Source organism: Pseudotabrizicola algicola, from assembly GCF_010915705.1.
Classification (GTDB): Bacteria; Pseudomonadota; Alphaproteobacteria; order Rhodobacterales; family Rhodobacteraceae; genus Pseudotabrizicola; species Pseudotabrizicola algicola.
The window spans coordinates 1035365-1057206 of sequence record NZ_JAAIKE010000001.1 but is presented as its reverse complement, the minus strand read 5'-3'; the positions used below and the strand labels follow the sequence as shown (position 1 = coordinate 1057206).

At 64.6% G+C, this 21842-nt stretch carries 22 protein-coding genes; 8 read left to right on the top strand and 14 right to left on the bottom strand.

What is annotated here, in order from left to right:
- Positions 1 to 71 precede the first annotated feature (71 nt).
- The gene (gene rnd, locus G3572_RS05145) at positions 72 to 1229 is read left to right on the top strand and encodes a ribonuclease D (protein WP_164609560.1); all 1158 of its coding nucleotides are present in this window, start codon (positions 72 to 74) and stop codon (positions 1227 to 1229) included.
- Positions 1230 to 1232: 3 nt separating this feature from the next.
- Here rnd and G3572_RS05140 read toward each other — a convergent pair whose 3' ends face one another.
- Complete coding sequence (locus G3572_RS05140; protein WP_164609559.1) at positions 1233 to 1688, bottom strand: hypothetical protein; 456 nt, start codon at positions 1686 to 1688, stop codon at positions 1233 to 1235.
- Between the two features lie 135 nt (positions 1689 to 1823).
- Here G3572_RS05140 and G3572_RS05135 point away from each other — a divergent pair, with 135 nt between their 5' ends.
- Positions 1824 to 2231 carry a SufE family protein gene (locus tag G3572_RS05135; protein WP_164609558.1) on the top strand — a complete coding sequence of 136 codons (408 nt, stop codon included), beginning with the start codon at positions 1824 to 1826 and terminating at the stop codon, positions 2229 to 2231.
- Between the two features lie 9 nt (positions 2232 to 2240).
- Here the strand turns inward: G3572_RS05135 and G3572_RS05130 are convergent, their stop codons facing one another.
- From G3572_RS05130 to cobS, 3 genes are all read right to left on the bottom strand, one after another.
- Positions 2241 to 4034 (bottom strand): aminopeptidase P family protein, encoded by a 1794-nt coding sequence (locus G3572_RS05130; protein WP_164609557.1) that lies wholly within the window; start codon positions 4032 to 4034, stop codon positions 2241 to 2243.
- Positions 4035 to 4118: 84 nt separating this feature from the next.
- Positions 4119 to 5990, bottom strand: coding sequence for a cobaltochelatase subunit CobT (gene cobT / locus G3572_RS05125; protein WP_164609556.1), 1872 nt, complete (start codon positions 5988 to 5990; stop codon positions 4119 to 4121).
- Positions 5991 to 6190: 200 nt separating this feature from the next.
- Entirely contained in the window at positions 6191 to 7198 is a 1008-nt protein-coding gene (cobS, locus tag G3572_RS05120) for a cobaltochelatase subunit CobS (RefSeq protein WP_435530959.1), read from the bottom strand.
- A 154-nt stretch (positions 7199 to 7352) separates the two neighbouring features.
- On the opposite strand from cobS, the gene msrB reads away from it, so the two are divergent.
- Positions 7353 to 7817, top strand: coding sequence for a peptide-methionine (R)-S-oxide reductase MsrB (gene msrB, locus G3572_RS05115; RefSeq protein ID WP_164609554.1), 465 nt, complete (start codon positions 7353 to 7355; stop codon positions 7815 to 7817).
- A gap of 96 nt (positions 7818 to 7913) precedes the next feature.
- Here msrB and G3572_RS05110 read toward each other — a convergent pair whose 3' ends face one another.
- Entirely contained in the window at positions 7914 to 8549 is a 636-nt protein-coding gene (locus G3572_RS05110; RefSeq protein ID WP_164609553.1) for a J domain-containing protein, read from the bottom strand.
- A gap of 89 nt (positions 8550 to 8638) precedes the next feature.
- On the opposite strand from G3572_RS05110, the gene G3572_RS05105 reads away from it, so the two are divergent.
- Complete coding sequence (locus tag G3572_RS05105) at positions 8639 to 8890, top strand: BolA family protein (protein WP_164609552.1); 252 nt, start codon at positions 8639 to 8641, stop codon at positions 8888 to 8890.
- A gap of 13 nt (positions 8891 to 8903) precedes the next feature.
- Here G3572_RS05105 and G3572_RS05100 read toward each other — a convergent pair whose 3' ends face one another.
- Positions 8904 to 9329, bottom strand: coding sequence for a GlcG/HbpS family heme-binding protein (locus G3572_RS05100; protein WP_164609551.1), 426 nt, complete (start codon positions 9327 to 9329; stop codon positions 8904 to 8906).
- Positions 9326 to 11488: a malate synthase G gene (locus G3572_RS05095; protein ID WP_164609550.1), complete on the bottom strand. Its 2163-nt coding sequence runs from the start codon at positions 11486 to 11488 to the stop codon at positions 9326 to 9328. Before G3572_RS05095 ends, G3572_RS05100 begins: the two co-directional genes overlap by 4 nt.
- Positions 11489 to 11686: 198 nt before the next feature.
- Between G3572_RS05095 and G3572_RS05090 the strand changes: the two genes are divergently transcribed.
- From G3572_RS05090 to G3572_RS05080, 3 genes are read left to right on the top strand one after another with little or no spacing between them, the layout of a single operon-like run.
- Complete coding sequence (locus tag G3572_RS05090) at positions 11687 to 12055, top strand: ArsR/SmtB family transcription factor (protein ID WP_240335401.1); 369 nt, start codon at positions 11687 to 11689, stop codon at positions 12053 to 12055.
- Complete coding sequence (locus tag G3572_RS05085; protein WP_164609549.1) at positions 12033 to 12500, top strand: SRPBCC family protein; 468 nt, start codon at positions 12033 to 12035, stop codon at positions 12498 to 12500. Before G3572_RS05090 ends, G3572_RS05085 begins: the two co-directional genes overlap by 23 nt.
- On the top strand, positions 12497 to 12940 hold the full coding sequence (locus G3572_RS05080) for an SRPBCC domain-containing protein (RefSeq protein ID WP_164609548.1): 444 nt from the start codon (positions 12497 to 12499) through the stop codon (positions 12938 to 12940). Before G3572_RS05085 ends, G3572_RS05080 begins: the two co-directional genes overlap by 4 nt.
- Here the strand turns inward: G3572_RS05080 and G3572_RS05075 are convergent.
- Entirely contained in the window at positions 12937 to 13092 is a 156-nt protein-coding gene (locus tag G3572_RS05075) for a DUF2256 domain-containing protein (protein WP_205518468.1), read from the bottom strand. The genes G3572_RS05080 and G3572_RS05075 overlap by 4 nt on opposite strands.
- Before the next feature lie 3 nt (positions 13093 to 13095).
- Positions 13096 to 14607 (bottom strand): FAD-binding domain-containing protein, encoded by a 1512-nt coding sequence (locus G3572_RS05070; protein WP_164609547.1) that lies wholly within the window; start codon positions 14605 to 14607, stop codon positions 13096 to 13098.
- Positions 14608 to 14735: 128 nt separating this feature from the next.
- Here G3572_RS05070 and pepN point away from each other — a divergent pair, with 128 nt between their 5' ends.
- Positions 14736 to 17303 carry an aminopeptidase N gene (gene pepN / locus G3572_RS05065; RefSeq protein ID WP_164609546.1) on the top strand — a complete coding sequence of 856 codons (2568 nt, stop codon included), beginning with the start codon at positions 14736 to 14738 and terminating at the stop codon, positions 17301 to 17303.
- A 69-nt stretch (positions 17304 to 17372) separates the two neighbouring features.
- On the opposite strand, the gene rlmJ is transcribed toward pepN, so the two are convergent.
- From rlmJ to chrA, 5 genes are all read right to left on the bottom strand, one after another.
- Positions 17373 to 18152 carry a 23S rRNA (adenine(2030)-N(6))-methyltransferase RlmJ gene (gene rlmJ / locus G3572_RS05060; RefSeq protein WP_164609545.1) on the bottom strand — a complete coding sequence of 260 codons (780 nt, stop codon included), beginning with the start codon at positions 18150 to 18152 and terminating at the stop codon, positions 17373 to 17375.
- Between the two features lie 89 nt (positions 18153 to 18241).
- On the bottom strand, positions 18242 to 18418 hold the full coding sequence (locus tag G3572_RS05055; protein WP_164609544.1) for a DUF4169 family protein: 177 nt from the start codon (positions 18416 to 18418) through the stop codon (positions 18242 to 18244).
- Positions 18418 to 19812 carry a class II fumarate hydratase gene (fumC, locus tag G3572_RS05050; protein ID WP_164609543.1) on the bottom strand — a complete coding sequence of 465 codons (1395 nt, stop codon included), beginning with the start codon at positions 19810 to 19812 and terminating at the stop codon, positions 18418 to 18420. Before fumC ends, G3572_RS05055 begins: the two co-directional genes overlap by 1 nt.
- Before the next feature lie 108 nt (positions 19813 to 19920).
- Positions 19921 to 20379: an SspB family protein gene (locus G3572_RS05045; RefSeq protein ID WP_164609542.1), complete on the bottom strand. Its 459-nt coding sequence runs from the start codon at positions 20377 to 20379 to the stop codon at positions 19921 to 19923.
- A gap of 59 nt (positions 20380 to 20438) precedes the next feature.
- Entirely contained in the window at positions 20439 to 21680 is a 1242-nt protein-coding gene (chrA, locus tag G3572_RS05040; protein WP_164609541.1) for a chromate efflux transporter, read from the bottom strand.
- Positions 21681 to 21842: the final 162 nt, after the last annotated feature.

Genomic DNA, 21842 nt, shown 5'->3' with positions numbered 1-21842 from the left:
GAAATCTGCCGCCTATAGCGGAAAGACACCTGTTGCGGGATGCCCCCGCGGCCCCTTGAAAGACGCGACCGATGCGCACGATTACCACGACCGAAGAGCTTGCCGCCTTTTGCGAAGCCGCCAAAGCTCAGCCCTATGTCACCATTGATACCGAGTTTCTGCGCGAGCGCACCTATTGGTCAAAGCTGTGCCTGATCCAGATGGCGCTGCCCGGCAAGACGGGCGATGCCGTTCTGGTCGATCCCATCGAGGGCGAGGGGATGAGCATGGAGCCGCTCTATGACCTGTTCCGCCACAAGGCGACGGTAAAGGTCTTTCACGCCGCGCGGCAGGATCTCGAGATTTTCTTTGTCGAGGGCAATGTCTTTCCCGAGCCGCTGTTCGACACGCAGATCGCGGCGATGGTCTGCGGTTTTGGCGAGCAGGTGGGCTATGAAACCTTGGTGCGCAAGATCGCCAAGGAAAATCTGGACAAGACCAGCCGCTTTACCGATTGGTCACGCCGCCCGCTGACGGATGCGCAAAAGGAATATGCGCTGGCCGATGTCACCCATCTGCGGGTGATCTATGAATGGCTGGCGGCGCAGCTTGCCAAGAATGGCCGCGCGCATTGGGTGGGCGAGGAACTGGCGGTTCTGACCAATCCCGAAACCTATACCACGACGCCAGAGGATGCGTGGCTGCGGATCAAGACGCGCACCACCTCGGGCCGGTTTCTGGCCGTGGTCAAGGAACTGGCGCGCTTTCGCGAGGATTACGCGCAAAAGCACAACGTGCCGCGCAGCCGTGTGATGAAGGATGACGCGCTTCTGGAACTGGCCTCGACCCGCCCGACTTCGGTGGAAGAACTGGGCCGCTCGCGCCTGCTGATGCGCGAAGGGCGCAAGCCCGAGATTGCCGATGGCATTCTGGCGGCGGTCAAGGCGGGACTGGCGATGCGCCCCGAGGACATGCCGAAAGTGGCAGACGAACGCGAGCAGATTCAGGTGAATCCGGCCTTGGCCGATCTTTTGCGCGTGTTGCTCAAGGCAAAGTCCGAAAGCCTTGGCGTCGCGCCAAAGCTCATCGCCTCGTCCGCCGATCTGGATGCGATTGCGGCGGGCGGGCGCGCGGTGGAGGCGCTTGGCGGCTGGCGCAAGGAAGCCTTTGGCGATGACGCCCTGCGGCTCTGCCGCGGCGAGATCGCGCTCTCGGCCAAGGGCAACGAGGTGCGGGTTATCCGTCTCTGAGCGTCAGCGGCGCGTGGTGCGCGCCGACCGCTCGCCCTGAACGGTGATCCGCGCGATATCTTCCAGCCGCCGCGGCGTCAATGTGGTGGCCGCCGTCACCTCGCGGCTGCGCGGCGTGCTGATGGCCGTATCGGTGACCGGCGGCAGCATCCGGAATTCGAGCACCAGATGCGACGGGTCGTCATTCGGCACTTCGACCAGTTCGGCGTCCCACCATCCCTGGCTTTCCATCACCCCTGTCGCCCGCACGATGGCCCCGCCACTGTAGGGTTCGACGCTCAGCAAGGTCACGTCGGACACCAGAAGCCGCGGATCGACCTTGGCGCGCAGCGGGGTCAGCGTTTCCACCGGTTCCGAGCGGGAAAACCAATTGAACGGGTTCAACCGGGACTCGCGTGCAGCGCCGCAAGAGGTCAGCACCAGAACGGCAACGAGGGCGGCTGTCACGGGGCGTTTCATCGGTCCATCCATCTTGGCTTTGCCCTTGGGTAGCCGATGGATCGGCTTTTGAAAAGGGCGGCTGTTGAAATGGCGGCAAAGGGGCTGGACCTTGGCTGGACCGGGCATTACCTCAGCAGCAAAGGAGCCCCGTTCATGGCCACCACCGCTTTTGAAGACATAGCAGACACCTTCGACTTTCTCGATGATTGGGAAGACCGCTATCGCCATGTGATCGAACTGGGCAAGGCGATGCCGCCCTTGGCCGACGAGTTCAAGGTGCCCGCCCTCAAGGTAGACGGCTGCGCCAGTCAGGTCTGGCTGCGGCCGGTGATTGCCGATGGCCGTTTCGACTTTCAGGGCGACAGCGATGCCATGATCGTGCGCGGGCTGATCGCCATTCTGCACGCGCTTTACTCCGGGGTGCCGGTCGATCAGGTCGCCGCCGTGGACGCGCCCGCCGAACTGGGTCGGCTGGGGCTGAACGACCATCTGTCGGCGCAGCGCTCCAACGGGGTGCGCGCGATGGTCGAGCGCATTCGCGCGGTCGCCGCCGCGGCCTGACCCTGCGGGCTACAGCGGCGCGCAGGAGGCTGTCAGCCAGTCGCGCACCTCTGGCGCAACGCGCGGGCCGATCTTGGTCAACACCTCGGCGTGATAGCTGTCCAGCCATGCCCGCTCGTCCGGCGACAACATGGATGTGACAACAAGCCGTCGGTCCAGCGGCACGAAGGTCAGCGTCTCGAAACTGTATTGTGCGCGCCCGTCGCCCAAGGCAGGGGCCTCCTGCACCACGATCAGGTTCTCCAGCCGGATGCCGAACGCCCCCTCGCGGTAATAGCCCGGCTCGTTCGACAGGATCATGCCGGGCTCCAGCGGCACCTCTGACAGGCGGCTGATGCGCTGCGGGCCTTCGTGAACGCTGAGGAAGGCTCCGACCCCATGTCCGGTGCCGTGGTCGAAATCCTGCCCCGCCACCCAGAGCGCGAACCGCGCCAGCGGGTCGAGATCGCGGCCCGCGAGCCCTTTGGGAAAGCGCGCGCGGGAAATGGCGATCATGCCTTGCAGCACGCGTGTGTAGCAGATCCGCGGCTCGTCACCCGGATCGCCTACGGCCATCGTGCGGGTGATGTCGGTGGTGCCGTCATGATACTGCCCGCCCGAGTCGACGAGAAGCAGCTCATTGTCACGCACCGCGCGGTTCGTCTCGCGCGTGACGCGGTAATGCATGATGGCCCCGTTCGGCCCCGCGCCGCAGATCGTGTCAAAGCTGATGTCATGCAAGGCATTGGTGGCGCGGCGGAATCCTTCCAGCGCGGTGACGACGTCGATCTCGGTCAGGCTGCCGGGCTTCTGCCGGTCCAGCCACGCGAGGAACGTCACCACCGCCGCCCCGTCGCGCAGATGCGCCTCGCGCATGCCCTCGATCTCGGCGGCATTCTTGCGGGCCTTTGGCAGACGGCAGGGGTCGTCGCCCCAGACCAGCGCCACTCCGGCCTCGGCCAGCACCTCGGAAACGGCCAAGGGCGCCGTGGCCCGGTCAACCCTCACCGGCCCCGCAAGGCCGCGCAGGGCAGGCACGAAAGCCTCGGGCGGGCAGGGGGCCACATCTGGCCCCAGATGGGCCAGAACCTCGGCGGGCAGCTTGGCCGGATCGGTGTAAAGCGCCACCCGTCCATCGTCATGCAGGATGGCAAAGCCCTGCAGCACGGGGTTCTTGGGCACATCCGCGCCCCGGATGTTTAAAAGCCAGCAGATCGAGTCGGGCAGCGTGATCACCGCCGCCCGCTGGCCTGCCTTGCGCAGCCCCTCTGCCAGCCGCGCGCGCTTGTCCGCGCTGCTCTTTCCGGCCAGATGGTCCGGATGCACAAAGGCCCGTCCACAGGGTGGTGGTGGCTGGTCGGGCCAGATCGCATCCACCAGATTTCCCAGCCCGCGCAAGGTCAGGCCCGCAGGGTCCAGCACCGCGCGCAAGGCCGCGATCTCATCCGCCGTGTGCAGCCAGGGGTCGAAACCCACGACGCCTGCCGCCAGATGCTCCGCTATCCATGCCCCCGCCTTCACCTCGGGCCAGGGCACGGGGGAAAAGTGCGACAGGTCCACCTGCGCCTTGACCTGCACGCGGTAGCGCCCGTCGATGAACACCCCCGCAGCATCGGGCAAGACCACGGCAAATCCCGCCGATCCGGTAAAGCCCGTCAGCCATTGCAGCCGCTCGTCGCGGGCGGCCACATATTCCCCCTGATGGGCGTCGGCGCGCGGCACGATAAAGGCGTCCACACCCGCCCGCTGCATCACCTGACGCAAAGCGGCCAGACGGGGCGGACCCTGTTCCGGGGTGGCGGGGCTGTCAAAGCTCTGGAACATGGATTGCACCTTTCTGAAATACTTCGGGGGAGCCGAAGCCGGGGGGCAGAGCCCCCAACTTTCCGCGCCTTGCCCCGTGCGCCCTCAGCCGACCTTGCGCATTCCCAAGGCCCGCGCCCGCTTGCGCGGATCGGTGTCGAACAATCCGGCAAGCTGCTCGGTCATCGCGCCCGCCAGTTGCTCGACATCGGTGATCGTCACCGCACGCTGGTAGTAGCGCGTCACATCATGGCCGATGCCGATGGCGATCAGCTCCACCGCCCGCTTGCGCTCGACCATCGCAATGACATCGCGTAGGTGCTTTTCCAGAAAATTCGCCGGATTGACCGACAGGGTGCTGTCATCCACCGGCGCGCCGTCGGAAATAACCATCAGGATCTTGCGCGCCTCGGGGCGGGCCGCCGCGCGGCGGTGCGCCCATTCCAGCGCCTCGCCGTCGATGTTTTCCTTGAGCAGGCCCTCTTTCATCATCAGGCCCAGATTGGGCCGCGCGCGCCGCCACGGGGCATCTGCCCCCTTGTAGATGATGTGGCGCAGATCGTTCAGCCGCCCGGGCTGCTGTGCGCGCCCTTGGGCCAGCCACCGCTCGCGGCTCTGCCCGCCTTTCCACGCGCGGGTGGTGAAGCCAAGGATCTCCACCTTGACCGAGCACCGCTCCAGCGTGCGGGCCAGCACATCGGCGCAGATCGCGGCAATCGAAATCGGGCGTCCCCGCATGGAGCCGGAATTGTCGAGCAAGAGCGTCACGCAGGTGTCGCGGAACTCGGTGTCCTTCTCCTGCTTGAAGCTGAGCGGCGTGGTCGGGTTTGCCACCACCCGCGCCAGACGGCCCGCATCCAGCGTGCCTTCTTCCAGATCGAAGTCCCATGAGCGGTTCTGCTGCGCCTGCAGACGGCGTTGCAGCTTGTTGGCCAGCCGGCTGACCGCGCCCTTGAGCGGCTCCAGCTGCTGGTCCAGATAGGCGCGCAGCCGTTCCAGTTCGGCGGGTTCGGCAAGGTCTTCGGCGCGGATTTCCTCATCGAAATCCGTGGTGTAGACAACGTAATTCGGATCGGCCGAGGAATGCGGGGCAGGGGGCGGCGGCTCCAGCGGGGCCTCGCCCTCGGGCAGTTCCGTCTCGTCGCCCTGTTCCATATCGGCGCTGTCTTCCATCGACACCTGCGCCTGCGACTGGTCCTGCTGTTCTTCCTGCGACCGCTCGGGGCTGGCTTCGGATTCGTCCTGCTCGGATTGTTCATCCCCTTCGCTTTCGGGGCTGTCTTCATCCTGCTGGGCCTCGTCGTCGGCCTGATCGTCGTCGGGCGCGTCCGGATCATCGCCAAGCTGGTCGCCATAGCCGAGGTCGGAAATCACCTTGCGCGCCAGACGGGCAAAGGCCGCCTGATCGGCCAGCACATGGTCGATGTTCTCCAAGGTGCCGCTGGCCTGCTCTTCAATGAAGCCGCGCCACAGGTTCATCACATTGGCGGCCCCCGGTGGCAGGCTCCGCCCTGTTGCCAGATGCCGCACCAGATAGCCCGCCGCAACCGACAAGGGCGCGTCCTGCGTGCTGGTGATCTGGCCATAGCCCTTGCGGTCGGCCTCATGCCCGATCTTGGCGTCGATATTGCCCGCCGTGCCGGGCATGGCCCGCGCCCCCACCGCCTCGCAGCGCGCAGTTTCCATTGCATCGTAAATGTCACGGGCGAGCTGCCCTGTGGGGGCATAGCGCGAGGAAACCGCCTCGTCGTGATATTTGCGCCGCAAGGCAAAGGCATCTGCCGTGCCGCGCGCCAGCAAGACCTCGTCCCGCGTCATCCGGCGGCTGACCTGCGGCAGGCGCACCCCGTCGCGGTTCATGCCGGGCGGATCGACCGAATAGCTGACGGTCATCTCCGGATCGTCGGCAAGCACCTTGGTGGCCTCGGCAAGGGCCTTCTTGAACGGATCGGCGGGGTTGTCGCTTGGTTTTGTCATATCACCGAGGGCTCTGGTCTGTGGGCCTGCCTGCGAAAGGGGGCTATCTGTCCTCTCCGCTTGCCTGCGGTAAGCGCCCCCCTTGGAACATTCTTGAACAGATGAAATACGAACGCGCGCAGTATCTTATCCGGTCACACTATCCTCGGGGCCGAGGCGCAAAGCGCCGAGGGGGGCGCGAGCGCCCCCCTGCGACGGTCTTACTTCATTGCCATAGAGGCGGCGCTTTCGGGCAATTCCTCGGCAAAACAGCGCTGGTAGAATTCGGCGACCGTCTGCCGTTCCAGTTCGTCGCACTTGTTCAGGAAGGTCAGCCGGAAGGCATAGCCGACATTGCGGAAAATCTCGGCATTCTGCGCCCAGTTGAGCACGGTGCGCGGGCTCATCACGGTGGACAGATCGCCATTCATGAAGGCCGTGCGCGTCAGTTCCGCCACGGTCACCATCTGGCCGATCTTCTTGCGCCCCGCCTCGGTGTTGTAATGCGGGCTCTTGGCCAGAACGATTGCGGCTTCGGCATCATGGCTGAGGTAGTTCAGCGTGGCGACAAGGCTCCAGCGGTCCATCTGCGCCTGGTTGATCTGCTGGGTGCCGTGATAGAGGCCCGTCGTATCGCCCAGACCCACGGTATTTGCGGTGGCAAACAACCGGAAGGACGGGTGGGGCGTGATGATCTCGTTCTGGTCCAGCAGCGTCAGCTTGCCGTCGGTTTCCAGCACGCGCTGGATCACGAACATCACATCGGCGCGGCCTGCGTCATATTCGTCGAACACGATCGCCACAGGGTTGCGCAGCGCCCAAGGCAGGATGCCTTCGTGGAATTCGGTCACCTGCTTGCCGTCGCGCAGCTTGATCGCATCCTTGCCGATCAGGTCGATCCGGCTGATGTGGCTGTCAAGGTTGACGCGCACGGCGGGCCAGTTCAGGCGGGCGGCCACCTGTTCGATATGCGTCGATTTTCCGGTGCCGTGATAGCCCTGGATCATGACGCGCCGGTTATAGGCAAAGCCGGCCAGAATCGCCAATGTGGTGTCGGGATCGAACTTGTAGGTCGGGTCGATCGCGGGGACGCGGTCCGTCGGCTCGGCAAAGCCCTTCACCTTCATGTCGGTGTCGATGCCGAACACCTCACGCACAGAGATTTCTTCAGTCGGTTTCATCGCGTGATCCAGCATCCTGCTCAGTCCTGTCCCGGCCCTTTGGCCCATTCCGGTGAAGTTGTGGAACATAACACGGCAGGGTTCAAGGGGAAGGGCGGCAATCGGTGCCAATGTGGCAGCGGATCGCGTTTGCGTGAGGCTGAAACCTTTTGCGCGCGCTTCGCGTAAAAGCGGCATAGGCTTTGTGCAAAGGGAGACGGTGATGAACAGACGTGCGGTCATGATGGGAGGCATCGCCCTGACGGTGCTGGGACGGTCGGCCTGGGCTGCCGAAGGCTCCTTTGAATTTCAGCTGACCGAGGCCGAATGGCGCGCGAGGTTGAGCGATCTGGCCTACCGCGTGCTGCGCGAAGAGGCGACGGAGCGGGCCTTTACCAGTCCGCTGGACAAGGAGACGCGGGCAGGCACCTATCATTGCGCGGGCTGCGATCTGCCGGTGTTTTCCTCGCAGCACAAGTATGACAGCGGCACGGGCTGGCCCAGCTTCTGGCAGCCGTTGCCCGATGCCATCCGCACCAAGGAAGACCGGAGCCTGTTCGGCAGCCGGACCGAGGTGCATTGCCGCCGTTGCGGCGGGCATTTCGGCCATGTTTTCGGCGACGGGCCGCAGCCCACGGGCAAGCGATACTGCATGAACGGGGCGGCGCTGACCTTCCGCATGGCGTAATCCGCAGGCCTGTGCCGGTCCGCCTGCACTGGCCCACAGACAAGGACAGCGGGCGATTGCCCGCTGCGCTGATCCTTCGCCGGAAGGCCGCTTCGTTCAGGACTCGCGGAAGTAGCGGCTGTCCTTGATCTGGTCCCAAGCCCAGACAACCTCTTGCAGGCGCTCTTCGTCCGATCTGTCGCCGCCGTTCATGTCGGGGTGCAGGTCCTTGACCAGTGATTTGTATTGCTTGCGGATCTCGGCCTTGCTCCAGCTGTCGCGGGCATCGAGGATCTCGATGGCCTTGCGTTCGGTCGGCGGCAGCTTGCGCGTTGCGGTGCTGGCAGGGCGGCCCGGATTCTGCGTGGCCTTCTCGCCCAGAAGTGCCATCGGGTCATCCACGCCCAAACGCGCCCAGGCCCGTCCGTCATCCTTGCGGCTGAAAGGCTTTGTCTCCCGCTCCCAGACCCTGTCCTTGTCGAGAAACTTCTGGAAATCGTCGTCCGACGTGCCTTGGAAAAAATTCCATTTCAAATTGTATTCGCGGATGTGTTCCTTGCAGAACCAGAAGAACTCGTCCAGCAGATCGGGGCTTTTGGGGGCGCGGTAGGCCCCGCTTTCGCTGCACCCCGGATAATCGCAAGGCTTGTTCGATGTCTCGAACGCCCCCGACATCCCCCGCCTCGTGGTCTTCTTGCGCTTCTTGTCCGCAGAGACGCGAATGTCGAATTCAAAAGGGGGTTTCGTGACCATGGTCTGCCTTTCCTGCCTCCCGCGTCTTTCCGACTCGGGCGACACAGTTTAGGGGTTTGGGCGGCAGATTGAAGGGGGAGTGCGAAAAAATGACCGTGAAGGATGAGATGCAGGCTCGGCTTATTGCAGCATTCGCGCCGCAACAGATTGAAATCGTGAACGAAAGCCACAAGCACGCAGGCCATTCGGGCGATGATGGATCGGGCGAGAGCCATTTTCGCGTGCTGATCCGGTCTGACCGGCTCGCGCCGCTCAGCCGGGTTGCGCGCCACCGCGCGGTGCATGCCGCGCTAGGCGATCTGAACACCCGCGTTCATGCCATCGCGCTGGATCTTGGCTGAGTGGCCGCGCCGCTCAGCTTTCGGCGACCAATCCCGCCGCTTCGATCCCGGCCGAGGCTGCCAGCGCGTCATTGTCTGACGTGTCGCCCGTGATGCCGACGGCGCCGATCACGGTGCCGGCACCGTCGCGCACCAGCACCCCGCCCTTGACCGGAACGAAATCGCCGTCAAACAGCCCGTTCATCGCCTGCACGAAATAGGCCTGGCTGTCGGCGCGCGCCTGAATGGCACTGCCGGGCAGGCCCAGCATGATGCAGCCATGCGCCTTGCCATGGGCAATCGCATAGCGGCCCGGCGAGGCGCCATCTTCGCGCTCGAAAGCAATCGTGTGGCCGCCTGCGTCCACCACGACGACTGAGAGCGGTTTCATCCCCGCCGCGCGGCCCTTGGCGAGGGCCGCGGCGATGATCTTGCGGGCGGTTTCGATGCTGATGGTCATGCGGCCTCTGCCTTCTTTTCCAACCGGCGCGCGTGCAGCACAGGTTCGGTGTAGCCCGAGGGCTGCTCGCGCCCTTTGAGAACCAGATCACAGGCGGCGCGGAAGGCCACCCCGTCAAAGCCCGGGGCCATCGGTTGATAGGCCGGATCGCCCGCATTCTGCCGGTCGACCACGGCTGCCATCTTGCGCAGGGCCGCCATCACCTGATCGGCGTCGATGACCCCGTGATGCAGCCAGTTCGCCAGCGCCTGCGACGAGATGCGGCAGGTCGCGCGGTCCTCCATCAGGCCGACATCATGAATGTCCGGCACCTTGGAGCAGCCGACGCCCTGATCGATCCAGCGCACGACATAGCCCAGAATGCCTTGCGCATTGTTCTCGACCTCCTGGCGGATGTCTTCCTCCGACCAGTTGGCCCCATGTGCCAGCGGAATGGTCAGCAGCGCCTCGAGCGTGCCGCGCGGGCCGCCAGCGGCGATTTCGGCCTGACGTGCCAGCACGTCGACGCGGTGATAATGGGTGGCATGCAGCGTGGCTGCGGTCGGAGACGGCACCCATGCGCAATTCGCGCCCGCCATCGGATGGCCGATCTTCTGCGCCAGCATATCGCCCATCAGGTCAGGCGCTGCCCACATGCCCTTGCCGATCTGCGCGCGCCCGCGCAGACCGCAGGCCAGACCGATATCGACATTGCGGTCCTCGTAGGACTTGATCCATGCGGCAGCCTTCATGTCCCCTTTGCGCACCATCGGGCCGGCTTCCATGCTGGTGTGGATCTCGTCGCCGGTGCGGTCGAGGAAGCCGGTGTTGATGAAGGCCACGCGGTCCTTGGCAGCGCGGATGCATTCCTTGAGGTTCGCACTGGTGCGCCGTTCCTCGTCCATGATGCCCAGCTTGACGGTGTGGCGCGGCAGGCCCAGCACCTCTTCGACACGGTCGAAGATCTCGCAGGCAAAAGCCACTTCCTCGGGGCCGTGCATCTTGGGTTTCACCACATAGACCGAGCCCATGACGGAATTGCGGTTGCCTGCGGATTTCTTCAGATCGTGCATCGCGCAGAGGGTTGTCAGGAAAGCATCCATGATGCCTTCGCCGATCTCGCGGCCATCTTCGGTCAGGATGGCGGGGTTCGTCATGAGATGCCCGACATTGCGCACCAGAAGCAGAGCGCGGGATTTGAGCGCGAGCGCAGAGCCGTCGGGCGCGGTGGCGGTCAGGTCGGCATGCAGGCGGCGCACCGATTCCTTGCCATTCTTGACGATCACCTCGGCCAGATCGCCCTTCATCAGACCCAGCCAGTTGCCATAGGCCAGCACCTTGTCAGCTGCGTCGACGGCGGCGACCGAGTCTTCGCAATCCATGATCGCCGACATCGCCGATTCCAGCCGGATGTCTGACACATGCGCCAGATCATCGCGCCCGGTCGGCGTCGAGGGGTCGATCTGGACCATGATGTGAAGGCCGTTGTTCTTGAGGATGATCGCGGTGGGTGCCGTCGCCTCGCCCTGATAGCCGACAAAGCGCGCGGCATCGGCAAGGCCGACCGCATCTTCGGCACCGGTCACCCAGAGCGCGCCATCGGCGATGCGAAAGCCGCGCGCCTCTGACCATGACCCGCTCTGCAGCGGGACAGCATCATCCAGAAATGCGCGTCCCCACGCCACCACCCGCGCGCCGCGGGCGGGGTCGTATCCCTTGCCCGCAGGCAGATCACCCAAGGCATCGGTGCCGTAAAGCGCGTCATAGAGGCTGCCCCAACGTGCATTCGCCGCGTTCAGCGCATAGCGGGCGTTCATCACCGGCACCACGAGCTGGGGGCCGGGGACATGGGCGATTTCCGGGTCGGTGTTGGTCGTGGTGATCGTGAAATCCGAACCCTCCGGCACCAGATAGCCGATCTCGGTCAGGAAAGCGTGATAGCTTGCGGCATCAAACGCCTCGCCGCGGTGGGCCTTGTGCCAAGAGTCGATCTGCGCCTGCAGCGCCTCCCGCCGGGCCAAAAGCGCACGGTTCTTCGGCATCAGGTCCGCAACAGCGCTGGCGAAACCTTGCCAGAAGCTGCCCGAGTCAACGCCTGTGCCGGGCAGGGCCTCATGTTCGACGAAATCCACAAGCCGGGCGTCAACCTTCAGTCCGGTGATGGCGATGCGGTTGGTCATGTGTATCCTCGTCTCTGCTGGCGGTGTCCGGTGGAATACCGTGGTATGCGGTGACGGATGAATACTGAAAAAACCGGGCCTAGGCAATAAAAGCGGTCATTTTATTTTACCAGAATTTCGATCACAGCTTTCGCGTTTGGCAGAGAGTGGAACAATTAGTCGTCTGGCTAAGTTTTTGCTCGCGTCCGGGCGCTGCGCATGATACTTAGCCGTATGGCTCAGCATGATTCACATCTGTCGCGCGTCTTTCATGCGCTGGGGGATCCGACCCGGCGGGCGCTTCTGATGCGGCTGGGGCAGGGGCCTTTGCCGGTGTCGGTTCTGGCGGCCCCCACGGGTTTTGCGCTGCCGACCGTCCTGCGCCATCTGGAGGTGCTGGAACAGGCGGGGCTGATCCGCACCGAAAAGCGCGGGCGCAGCCGGATGTGCCGTGCGGTGCCTGTCGCCCTGCACGGGGCGGCAGACTGGCTGGCGGCGGTCCGGTCGGAATGGGAAGCCCGGACCGATCGTTTGGAAGCCTTTCTTGAAACGCTGGAGGACGAGCATGATCCTGAACCCCGAGACTGATCTGGAACTGGTGCGCCATCTGAGGGCCGCGCCCTCCAAGGTGTGGCGCTGCTGGACCGAACCGGCGCTGCTGGAGCAATGGTTTGCGCCAAAGCCCGTTGTGACCCGCGATGCCAAGATCGACCTGCGCCCCGGCGGCATTTTCTCGACCACGATGGATATTCCCGAAATGGGCACCCAGACCGGTGACGGCTGCATCCTCGAGGTGGTGCCGGAGCGGCGGCTGGTCTGGACCGATCTCCTCGGCCCCGGCTATCGCCCGGTTGGCGATGCCTTTGGTTTCACCGCCTGTATCCTGCTGGAACCCGAAGGCAGCGGCACGCTTTACCGCGCCATCGCGATGCACCGCACCCCCGACCAGCGCAAGTCGCATGAGGATATGGGCTTTCACGATGGCTGGGGCACGGCGGCAGCGCAGCTTGACGATGTGGCAGCAGCATTGTGAGCGGGCGCAGCCTTACCCTCTCGCGGCTCATCGCCGCCCCTGTGGCCAAGGTCTGGCGCTGCTGGACCGATCCTGCGCTGCTCCCGCGCTGGTTCGGGCCGCAGGGCTATGTGTGCCATACCCACGAGATTGACCTGCGCGAAGGGGGGCAATGGCTGTTCGACATGACCGGGCCGGATGGTAAGGTCTGGCCCAATCGCCACCGCTATCTGCGGATGGAGCCGCCGACCTTGCTGGAATTCCTGCTCGATGCCGGGGCCGAAGATGAGGCCGCAAGCCGTGTGGTGATGATCTTGTCAGCCGAAGGCACGGCGACGCGCATCCGCTATGAGATGACCTTTCCAAGCCCTGCGGCGCGGACGATGGCGGTGGGCTTTGGCGCGGTGGAACTCGGGCACCAGACCCTGGCCAAGCTGGCGGCAACGGCCGAGGCGCTTTAGGGCGCCTTGCGCTTGGCCTCGCTCCGGCAGCGGTCGGAACAAAAGCGCACTTCGTGCCAGACCTTTTCCCACTTTTTTCGCCACGCAAAAGGGCGGCCGCACCGGGCGCAGGGCTTGCTGGGCAAATCGCCCTTTTTCACCATCTTTGCCAAGGGTTACAGCCCGAGGCTTAACTGTGCCGATGGCACGGATGGCCTGCGGCGCGGCGCGCGGTCATTGACGAAACGCGCATCGGCACGGCTGGCATGGCGTTCGATGATCTCGACAATCTCGGCGCGCGGTGCGGTCTTGCGCAGGCTGAAGATGGCATCGCGGGCCGCACGCTGCGCCGCCGCCACATCGACCACCGGTTCGGGATAGCGCCGCCCCAGCAGACCGCGCGCGCCTTCCCACCGCCAAGGGGTTTGCAGTAATGCGTCCGGCACGCTGGCCAGTTCCGGCACCCAGCGGCGGGTGAAAGCTCCGGTCGGGTCTTGGTCCACCCCTTGCTTGACGGGGTTGTAGATGCGCGGTGTGTTTATGCCTGTGGTCCCCGACTGCATCTGCACCTGCGGCCAGTGGATGCCCGGCTCGTAATCCGTGAAAAGCCGTGCCAGCACGGGGCCGGTTGCCCGCCAGTCCAGCCACAGATGATAAGAGGCCACCGATGTCACCATCGCGCGCATCCGGAAGTTCAGCCAGCCCGTTGCCGCCAGATACCGCATGCAGGCATCGACAAAAGGCAGTCCGGTCTCTCCGGCCTGCCATGCCGCCAGCCGAGTGGAATCGGGGTCGCGCGGGCGCAGGGTTTCGGCGGCGCTGTGCAGGCAGCGTGCCTCGATCTGCGGCTCGTCCTCCAGTTTCTGCATGAAGTGATCCCGCCATGCCAGGCGGCTTTGAAAGCTGCTCAGCGCCCCCGGCCAGCGTCCGCCTGGGCGTTCTGCCAACCGCGCGCTGGCCGCCTGCGCCACCTCTCGCCCCGACAGCGCACCGAGCGCCAGATAGGGCGAAAGCCGCGAGCAGGCCCGCTCCCCCCCGATGGGCGAGGACATGGCGGCGCGGTAAGGTTCCCCGCGTGAGGTCAGAAAACTCTCCAGCGCCAGCAAACCATGCTGCCGCCCGCCCGCCTGCCGATGGGCGCAGCCGTCTTCCGCGATCCGCAAGGCGCGCGCGCCGGGAATTGCCCCCGGCTCTACCCCTGGCACCGGGGCCAGTGCGGCAGGCGCGTCGATGACGGGCTGCGCGGTAAAGCTGTCACGCCGCCGCGCCCAGCCATCGCGCCCGCCAAGCCGCCGCACGACGCCCGATTGCGGCAGTTCCGTCCAGTCTATCCCAGCCTGCCGCGCCCAGGCCGCCATGCGTCGGTCACGATCATAGGTCCACAGATTGCCGGTCTCTTCATGGCTGACGATGCGGCCGATCCTGTGCTGGCGGCACAAACGCTCCACCACCGCCACCGCATCGCCCACGCGCACCACCAAGGGCGCGCCCACGGCCGCCAAAGCCTGCCGCAGGTCGGCCAGACATTCTGCCGTAAACTCCCATTGCCGCGCCGACGTATCGGGCAAGGCCCAATACTCCGGCTCGACGACGTAAAGCGGCAACACCGGACCAAGCCCCGCAGCAAGGCCAAGTGCCGGATGGTCGCTGATGCGAAGATCGCGTTTGAACCAGACGAGAACATTCATGGAACAAAGAGATAGCGACTGGCGCAGATTCGTAAAGGCCTGACGCGCGGATTTTCCGCCTCTTGCAATGCGTTGGGGCTTGCGCGTGGCGGGCAAGCGCCTAGCTTGGGCAGGCAGGAGATTTGCCCATGACCGAAGCCCTTGCCATCCGCCTTGCCGATTATCAGCCCTACACGCATCTGGTCGATCAGGTTTCGCTGACCTTCCGTCTGGCGCCTACCGCCACACGGGTAAAGGCGCGTCTCGACCTGCGGCCCAATCCGGCGCGCGGGGGCGGCGGGCATGATCTCCGGCTGGATGGAGAGGGGCTTCGTCTGCTGGCTCTTGCGGTCGACGGCCGCGCCTTGGCGGCTCGCTCCGACGCCACCGGCCTGACCATTTCCGCCGCGGACCTGCCCGATGGGCCGTTCGTTCTGGAAACCGAGGTGGAAATCGCGCCCGAAGGCAACACCGCGCTGGAGGGGCTGTATATGTCGAACGGCATGTATTGCACCCAGTGCGAGGCGGAAGGCTTTCGCAAGATCACCTTCTATCCCGACCGTCCCGATGTCATGGCGCGCTTCCGCGTGCGGGTCGAGGGAGACTTGCCGGTGCTGCTGTCGAACGGCAACCCGGTGGCGCAGGGGCCGGGCTGGGCCGAATGGGATGATCCCTGGCCCAAGCCCGCCTATCTGTTCGCGCTCGTCGCGGGCAACCTGCGCGCCCATTCCGCGCCGTTCCGCACCAAATCGGGGCGCGATGTCGCGCTCAACATCTGGGTGCGCCCGGGCGATGAAGGGCGCTGCGCCTATGCGATGGACAGTTTGATCCGTTCGATGCTCTGGGACGAGCAGGTCTATGGACGGGAATATGATCTAGATGTGTTCAACATCGTGGCCGTGGACGATTTCAACATGGGCGCGATGGAGAACAAGGGGCTGAACATCTTCAACTCCAAGTTTGTTCTGGCCAGTCCCGAAACCGCGACCGACGACGATTTCGCCCGCATCGAGGCGATCATCGCGCATGAATACTTCCACAACTGGACCGGCAACCGGATCACCTGCCGCGACTGGTTCCAGCTCTGCCTCAAGGAAGGGCTGACCGTTTACCGCGACCAGCAGTTTTCCGGCGACATGCGCAGCCATGCGGTCAAACGGATCGAGGATGTGCTGATGCTGCGCGCCCGCCAGTTCCGCGAGGATCAGGGCCCGCTGGCCCATGCCGTGCGGCCCGAATCCTATGTCGAGATCAACAACTTCTATACCGCGACCATCTATGAAAAGGGCGCCGAGGTGATCGGGATGCTGCGCCGACTGGTGGGCGATGACGCCTACGCCCGTGCGCTTGACCTTTACTTTGACCGCCATGACGGAGAGGCCGCCACCATCGAAGATTGGCTGGCGGTGTTCGAGGAAACGACGGGCCGCGATCTTGCCCAGTTCAAACGGTGGTATACCGAAGCGGGCACACCCCGCCTGCGCATGACAGACGACTTCAAGGACGGCAGTTATACCCTTCACTTTGAACAGGAAAATCCCGCCACGCCCGGTCAGCCCGTCAAGGGTGCCAAGGTGCTGCCGATTGCGGTCGGCCTGCTTGGCCCCAATGGCGACGAGGTGGTGCCGACCACCGTTCTGGAAATGACGGAACCCCGCCAGTCCTTCCGCTTTGACGGGCTGCCGGCGCGGCCCTTGGCCTCTGTCCTGCGCGGATTTTCCGCGCCGGTCGTGCTCATCCGTGACTTGCGCCCCGAAGACCGCGCCTTTCTGCTCGCGCATGACACCGATCCGTTCAACAAATGGGAGGCAGGGCGTGCGCTGGCCAAGGACCTTCTGGCGCGTATGGTCGTCACGGGGGCGCAGCCCGGCCCCGATTGGCTGGATGCGCTGGAACGGGTGACGCTGGACGATAGCCTTGATCCGGCCTTCCGGGCGCTGTGCCTGCGCCTTCCGTCCGATGATGACATGGCGCAAACGCTGCATGCCTCGGGTCATGTGCCTGATCCGGCCGCCATTTACGCCGCGCGGCGGCGCATGGGCGCGGCCTTGGCGCAGCGGTTGGCGGCGGGGCTACCGGGGCTGATCGCGTCTCTGGCAGAACCCGGCCCTTTCACGCCCGATGCGCGCGCGGCGGGACGCAGGGCGCTGCGCCTTGCGGCACTGGCGCTGCTCTCGCGGGTTGATGGCGGCGCGGCCGCCCGTGCCGCCTTTGCCGGCGCGGACAACATGACCGAAGAGGTTGGCGCGCTGTCTTGCCTGCTCGACATCGGCGAAGGGCAGGCTGAACTGGCGCGGTTTGAGGCGCGTTGGCGCGCCGACCGCAACGTGATGGACAAGTGGTTCGCACTCCAGATCGCCTATGCCGCGCCCGAACGTGCCGCGGATGTCACCCGCGCCCTGACCGCACATCCCGATTTTGACTGGAAGAACCCCAACCGCTTCCGCTCGGTCATCGGGGCGCTGGCCGGGAACCATGCCGGCTTTCACCACGGGGAAGGCGCAAGCTATGCGCTGGTTGCCGACTGGCTCCTGCGTCTCGATCCGCTCAACCCGCAAACGGCGGCCCGCATGTCGACTGCCTTCGAGACATGGCCGCGCTATGATGCCGACCGTCAGGGCATGGTGCGCGCGGTGCTGGAGCGGATACTGGCAACCGAGGGCTTGAGCCGCGATATGCGCGAAATGGCTGGCCGCATGCTGGGCGAGCCGGACTGATCGCCGGCCCGAGGCCAAGTTTTCGCGGTAAATCCGGCGCGCACCGCAAGTGCATCGCCCTGAGCCATGTCAGCGCAGCGTCTTGAACCGTTGGCTCAGCCGCCGCGTCTCTTCCTCGATGCCAAAGGGCGGGTTGATCATCACCATGCCCGAACCTTCCATACGATGCCCGTCCCGCACCGGGGCAAAGCGCACCTCGTGGATCATCGCCCCCGGAATTGTCGCGCTGATCTCTGCCAGCATCGGTTTGTGCAGCCCGTCGCGCAGGACCGGATACCACAGATAGAGCACCCCGACGTTCCATTTCCGGTGCAACTGCGCCAGAACGCGCGGGATCGTCTCGTAATCCGTTTTCACCTCGTAGGACGGGTCGATCAACGCCATCCCGCGACGCGGGGTCGGCGGGCAGATCGAAAGCGCCTTGGCCAGTCCATCCTCGCGGTAGACCTTCGCGCCGAACGGGGCCACGGCATAATCCAGCGCGGCATGTTCCTGCGGGTGCAGTTCGCACAGATGCATGCTGTCGCTCTCGCGCAAGAGATGCCCCGCCACCAGCGGACTGCCCGGATAGGCATTCGGCCCGCGCTCGGCGCGGGTGGCGGCAAGCGCGCGTGCATAGGGATGGCCGGTGCCAAACCAGTCTTGCGCCAGCGCAATGCCCTTTGCCGCCTCTCCGGTCTTGACCGCTTCGGCGGCGGTCAGATCATAAAGACCCCGCCCCGCATGGGTTTCCAGATAGGTGAGCGGCTTGTCCTTGCGCGTCAGATAGTCCAGCGTCCACGCCAGAAGCGCGTGTTTCTGAACATCGGCCAGATTTCCGGCATGATAGAGATGTTGATATGACAGCATCGGTCTGCCCTAGCAGGCCGGCGCCGCTGTCGCAAGGGCAGGGCGGTGTCACCCGCCCACTGGCGGCGGCGGGCGGGGTAAACCCCGCCCTAGGGTTCGCGCTTGTGGGCCGCCAGATCGCGGGCGGCCTTTTCGGCCTCGGCCTTCTGCCTGTCCCGCTCTGCGCGGGTCAGTCCGAACTTTGCGGCGTTTTCATCAGCCTTCGCGCGGGCCGCCTTGCGGGCGGCCTGCTTTTTCACGGTGCGAAGGTTGACGATCTCGGCCATCAGCCTTTCGGGCCGATCATGTCTTCGGGCCGCACCACGCGGTCGAAGGTTTCGGCATCGACAAAGCCCAAGGCAATCGCCTCTTCCTTCAGGGTGGTGCCGTTCTTGTGGGCGGTCTTGGCCACTTTGGTCGCGTTGTCATAGCCGATGGTGGGGGCCAAAGCGGTGACAAGCATCAGCGATTCCTTCATCAGCTTGTCGATGCGCGCCACATTGGCCTGCGTTCCCACCACCATGTTGTCGGTGAAAGACCCTGCCGCATCGCCCAGAAGCTGCATGGATTGCAGCAGGTTATACGACATCATCGGGTTATAGACGTTCAACTCGAAATGCCCTTGCGATCCGGCAAAGCCGATGGCCGCGTCATTGCCCATCACATGGGCACAGACCATGGTCAGTGCCTCGGCCTGCGTCGGGTTCACCTTGCCCGGCATGATCGAGGAGCCCGGTTCATTTTCCGGCAAGATCAACTCGCCCAAGCCCGAGCGAGGGCCGGAACCCAGAAGCCGCAGGTCATTGGCGATCTTGAACAGAGCCGCCGCCACGGTTTTAAGCGCGCCCGAGAACATCACCATCGCATCATGTGCCGCCAAGGCTTCGAACTTGTTGGGTGCGGTCACGAAAGGCAGGCCGGTGATCTCGGCGATGCGGGCGGCGACGCGGGTATCCCAGCCCACACGGGTGTTCAGGCCGGTGCCGACGGCGGTGCCGCCCTGCGCCAGTTCAAAAATGTCGGGAAGGCACATCTTGACGCGGGCGATGCCCTTTTCGACCTGCTTGGCATAGCCGCCAAACTCCTGCCCTAGCGTCAGCGGCGTTGCATCCTGCGTGTGGGTGCGGCCGATCTTGATGATATCCTTGAATTCTTCGGATTTCGCCACCAGCGCCGCGTGCAGCTTTTCCAGCCCCGGCAGCAGCACATCGCGCGCCATCATCCCCGTGGCGACGTGCATCGCGGTGGGGAAGGTGTCATTTGACGATTGGCCCATGTTCACATGGTCATTCGGATGCACAGGCTTCTTGCTGCCCATCACCCCGCCCAGCATCTCGATCGCGCGGTTCGAGATCACCTCGTTCGCGTTCATGTTCGACTGGGTGCCAGAGCCGGTCTGCCAGACCACCAGCGGGAAGTTGTCGTCGAACTTGCCCTCGATCACCTCGGTTGCCGCCGCCGCAATCGCATTGCCCAGTTCGGGGCTGATGTCGCCCTGATCGACGTTCACCAAGGCGCAGGCCTTCTTGATCACCCCCAGCGCGCGGATGATCGCAACGGGCTGCTTTTCCCAGCCAATCGGGAAGTTGATGATCGAGCGCTGCGTCTGCGCGCCCCAGTATTTGTCGGCGGGAACCTCGAGCGGGCCAAAGCTGTCGGTTTCGGTACGGGTGGCGGACATCGGCAAGCCTCCTGATTTTGCTGCCCCGTCCTTACGGTGCGGGGCAGCAAAAATCAATTGGCATACCGTCGCATACCGCAGCAAAAACGGGTGCTTCCGGCGGCAAGCCTATTGTTTGCGGAACTTGTCGAGGCTGACGACCTGCGCATCGTGATGGGGCGGCGGATCATCGTCGTCGTCCTCCTCATCCTCCTCGTCCTCATCCTCTTCTTCGGCATGGCTTTCGAACCGCAGGCCGAATTCCACCGACGGGTCCACGAAGGTGCGCACCGCGTCAAAGGGAATCACCATCGGCTCAGGCTGGTTGCCGAAATTGAGCGTGATGGTGAAACCGTCATCGGTGACGACCAGATTTTCAAACCAATGTTGGATGACGATGGTCATTTCCGCCGGATACCGGGCCTTGAGCCACTCTGCCATCTCCACATCGGGATGGGTGGTGTCAAAGGTGATGAAAAAATGGTGCGCCCCCGGCAGGCCGTTCCGGCTTACATCCTCAAGCACCGACTGGATCAGGTTACGCATCGCGCGATGCATCAGATTTCCGTAATCGATAGACCGCGCCATGCTACATCCTCAGTTCTTCTTCTGGTCAGCATAGGGGATTTGCCCCCGATGAAAAGGGGTCAGGCGGCACTGATTGCGACCGCAAGCGCTGCCGAGACGGCCAGCACCTGCCACAAGGGGCGATGGAGCCACAGCAGCATCAGGGCCGAAACTGCCGACAGGCCGAGGGCCGCAAGGTTCAGGCTGGCCGGATCGGGCAGGATCAGATGCAGCGGCCCCAGACGCAGCGGCGTGATCGTGCCGAACAGCAGGTGCAACGCGAACCACAGCGACAGATTCGCGATGACGCCGACCACCGCCGCCATGATCGCGCTCAGCGCACCGGCAAGGCGCGGATCGGCGGTGATGCGCGAAAGGTAAGGAGCAGCCACGAAAATCCACAAGAAGCAGGGAACGAAGGTCATCCATAGTGTCACCACCGCGCCCGCGATGCCCAAGGCCCAGCCGGACGCGCCATAGCCGGCCATGAAGCCGACGAATTCGTTCACAAGGATCAGCGGGCCGGGGGTGGTTTCTGCAAGCCCGAGGCCGGCCATCATCTGCGATGTGGTCAGCCAGCCCTGCACGGTCACCACCTCCTGGGTCATCCACGCAAGCACCGCATAGGCCCCGCCGAAGGTCAGCACCGCCAGCTTGGAAAAGAACCAGCCGATGTCGAACAGGATTCCGCCATAAAGCCACAAAAGACCCAGCGGGACCAGCCAGACCGCAAGCCATAGCAGAAGGGTGGGCAGCGTGCGCGGTGCCGTGACCTCGGGCAGCGCCGCCGGATTGCCCCGCGCGGTCAGCAGCCCCCAAAGCCCCGCCGCCAGAATGATGACGGGAAAAGGCAGGTTCAGGAAGAACAGGCCAAGAAAAGCCAGTGTCGCAATCGCATAGGCCGATACGCCCCGCAGGGCGCGCTTTGCCACGCGCATCAGCGCCTCGATGACAATGGCGATCACCGCCGCCTGCACGCCCAGAAACAGCGCCTGCATGACAGGCAGATCACCCCAAGCCGCATAGGCCATTGTCAGCGCCAGCACCACCACCGCGCCCGGCAGCACGAACAGCCCCCCCGCGATCAGCCCGCCCCATGTGCCGTGCAGCCGCCAGCCCGCCCATGTGGCAAGCTGCATCGCTTCCGGACCGGGCAGCAGCATGCAGAAAGACAGGGCTGAAAGATAATCCTTTTCGGTCAGCCATTTGCGTTCGGTCACCAGGATGCGGTGCATCAGGGCAATCTGCGCCGCAGGCCCGCCAAAGGACAAAAGCCCGATGCGGGCAAAGGTGCGGGTCAGCTCGGAGCGGGTCACTGTCATGGCCGCAGGCTAGGCGCACCGGATCACATTCGCAAGACAGTAGCCCCGCCGGATTCAAGGCCCGGCGGGGCGGTTGTCGTGTGACGTGTGATTGCAAGCAGCACGCCAGTGGGGCTATTCGCCCGGTGCAAGCAACAGCGCGGTGTGTGACCTCGCCGGTTT

What these genes read in the sequence shown, in the direction of transcription:
- G3572_RS05090 (WP_240335401.1), top strand. Translation starts at nt 11,687, where the DNA reads ATGATACTTAGCCGTATGGCTCAGCATGATTCACATCTGTCGCGCGTC.
- cobT (WP_164609556.1), bottom strand. Translation starts at nt 5,990, where the DNA reads ATGACAAAACCAAGCGACAACCCCGCCGATCCGTTCAAGAAGGCCCTT.
- rnd (WP_164609560.1), top strand. Translation starts at nt 72, where the DNA reads ATGCGCACGATTACCACGACCGAAGAGCTTGCCGCCTTTTGCGAAGCC.
- G3572_RS05045 (WP_164609542.1), bottom strand. Translation starts at nt 20,379, where the DNA reads ATGGCGCGGTCTATCGATTACGGAAATCTGATGCATCGCGCGATGCGT.
- G3572_RS05085 (WP_164609549.1), top strand. Translation starts at nt 12,033, where the DNA reads ATGATCCTGAACCCCGAGACTGATCTGGAACTGGTGCGCCATCTGAGG.
- rlmJ (WP_164609545.1), bottom strand. Translation starts at nt 18,152, where the DNA reads ATGCTGTCATATCAACATCTCTATCATGCCGGAAATCTGGCCGATGTT.
- G3572_RS05105 (WP_164609552.1), top strand. Translation starts at nt 8,639, where the DNA reads ATGACCGTGAAGGATGAGATGCAGGCTCGGCTTATTGCAGCATTCGCG.
- cobS (WP_435530959.1), bottom strand. Translation starts at nt 7,198, where the DNA reads ATGGGCCAAAGGGCCGGGACAGGACTGAGCAGGATGCTGGATCACGCG.
- G3572_RS05070 (WP_164609547.1), bottom strand. Translation starts at nt 14,607, where the DNA reads ATGAATGTTCTCGTCTGGTTCAAACGCGATCTTCGCATCAGCGACCAT.
- pepN (WP_164609546.1), top strand. Translation starts at nt 14,736, where the DNA reads ATGACCGAAGCCCTTGCCATCCGCCTTGCCGATTATCAGCCCTACACG.
- chrA (WP_164609541.1), bottom strand. Translation starts at nt 21,680, where the DNA reads ATGACAGTGACCCGCTCCGAGCTGACCCGCACCTTTGCCCGCATCGGG.
- G3572_RS05140 (WP_164609559.1), bottom strand. Translation starts at nt 1,688, where the DNA reads ATGAAACGCCCCGTGACAGCCGCCCTCGTTGCCGTTCTGGTGCTGACC.
- G3572_RS05055 (WP_164609544.1), bottom strand. Translation starts at nt 18,418, where the DNA reads ATGGCCGAGATCGTCAACCTTCGCACCGTGAAAAAGCAGGCCGCCCGC.
- G3572_RS05130 (WP_164609557.1), bottom strand. Translation starts at nt 4,034, where the DNA reads ATGTTCCAGAGCTTTGACAGCCCCGCCACCCCGGAACAGGGTCCGCCC.
- msrB (WP_164609554.1), top strand. Translation starts at nt 7,353, where the DNA reads ATGAACAGACGTGCGGTCATGATGGGAGGCATCGCCCTGACGGTGCTG.
- G3572_RS05135 (WP_164609558.1), top strand. Translation starts at nt 1,824, where the DNA reads ATGGCCACCACCGCTTTTGAAGACATAGCAGACACCTTCGACTTTCTC.
- G3572_RS05110 (WP_164609553.1), bottom strand. Translation starts at nt 8,549, where the DNA reads ATGGTCACGAAACCCCCTTTTGAATTCGACATTCGCGTCTCTGCGGAC.
- fumC (WP_164609543.1), bottom strand. Translation starts at nt 19,812, where the DNA reads ATGTCCGCCACCCGTACCGAAACCGACAGCTTTGGCCCGCTCGAGGTT.
- G3572_RS05100 (WP_164609551.1), bottom strand. Translation starts at nt 9,329, where the DNA reads ATGACCATCAGCATCGAAACCGCCCGCAAGATCATCGCCGCGGCCCTC.
- G3572_RS05095 (WP_164609550.1), bottom strand. Translation starts at nt 11,488, where the DNA reads ATGACCAACCGCATCGCCATCACCGGACTGAAGGTTGACGCCCGGCTT.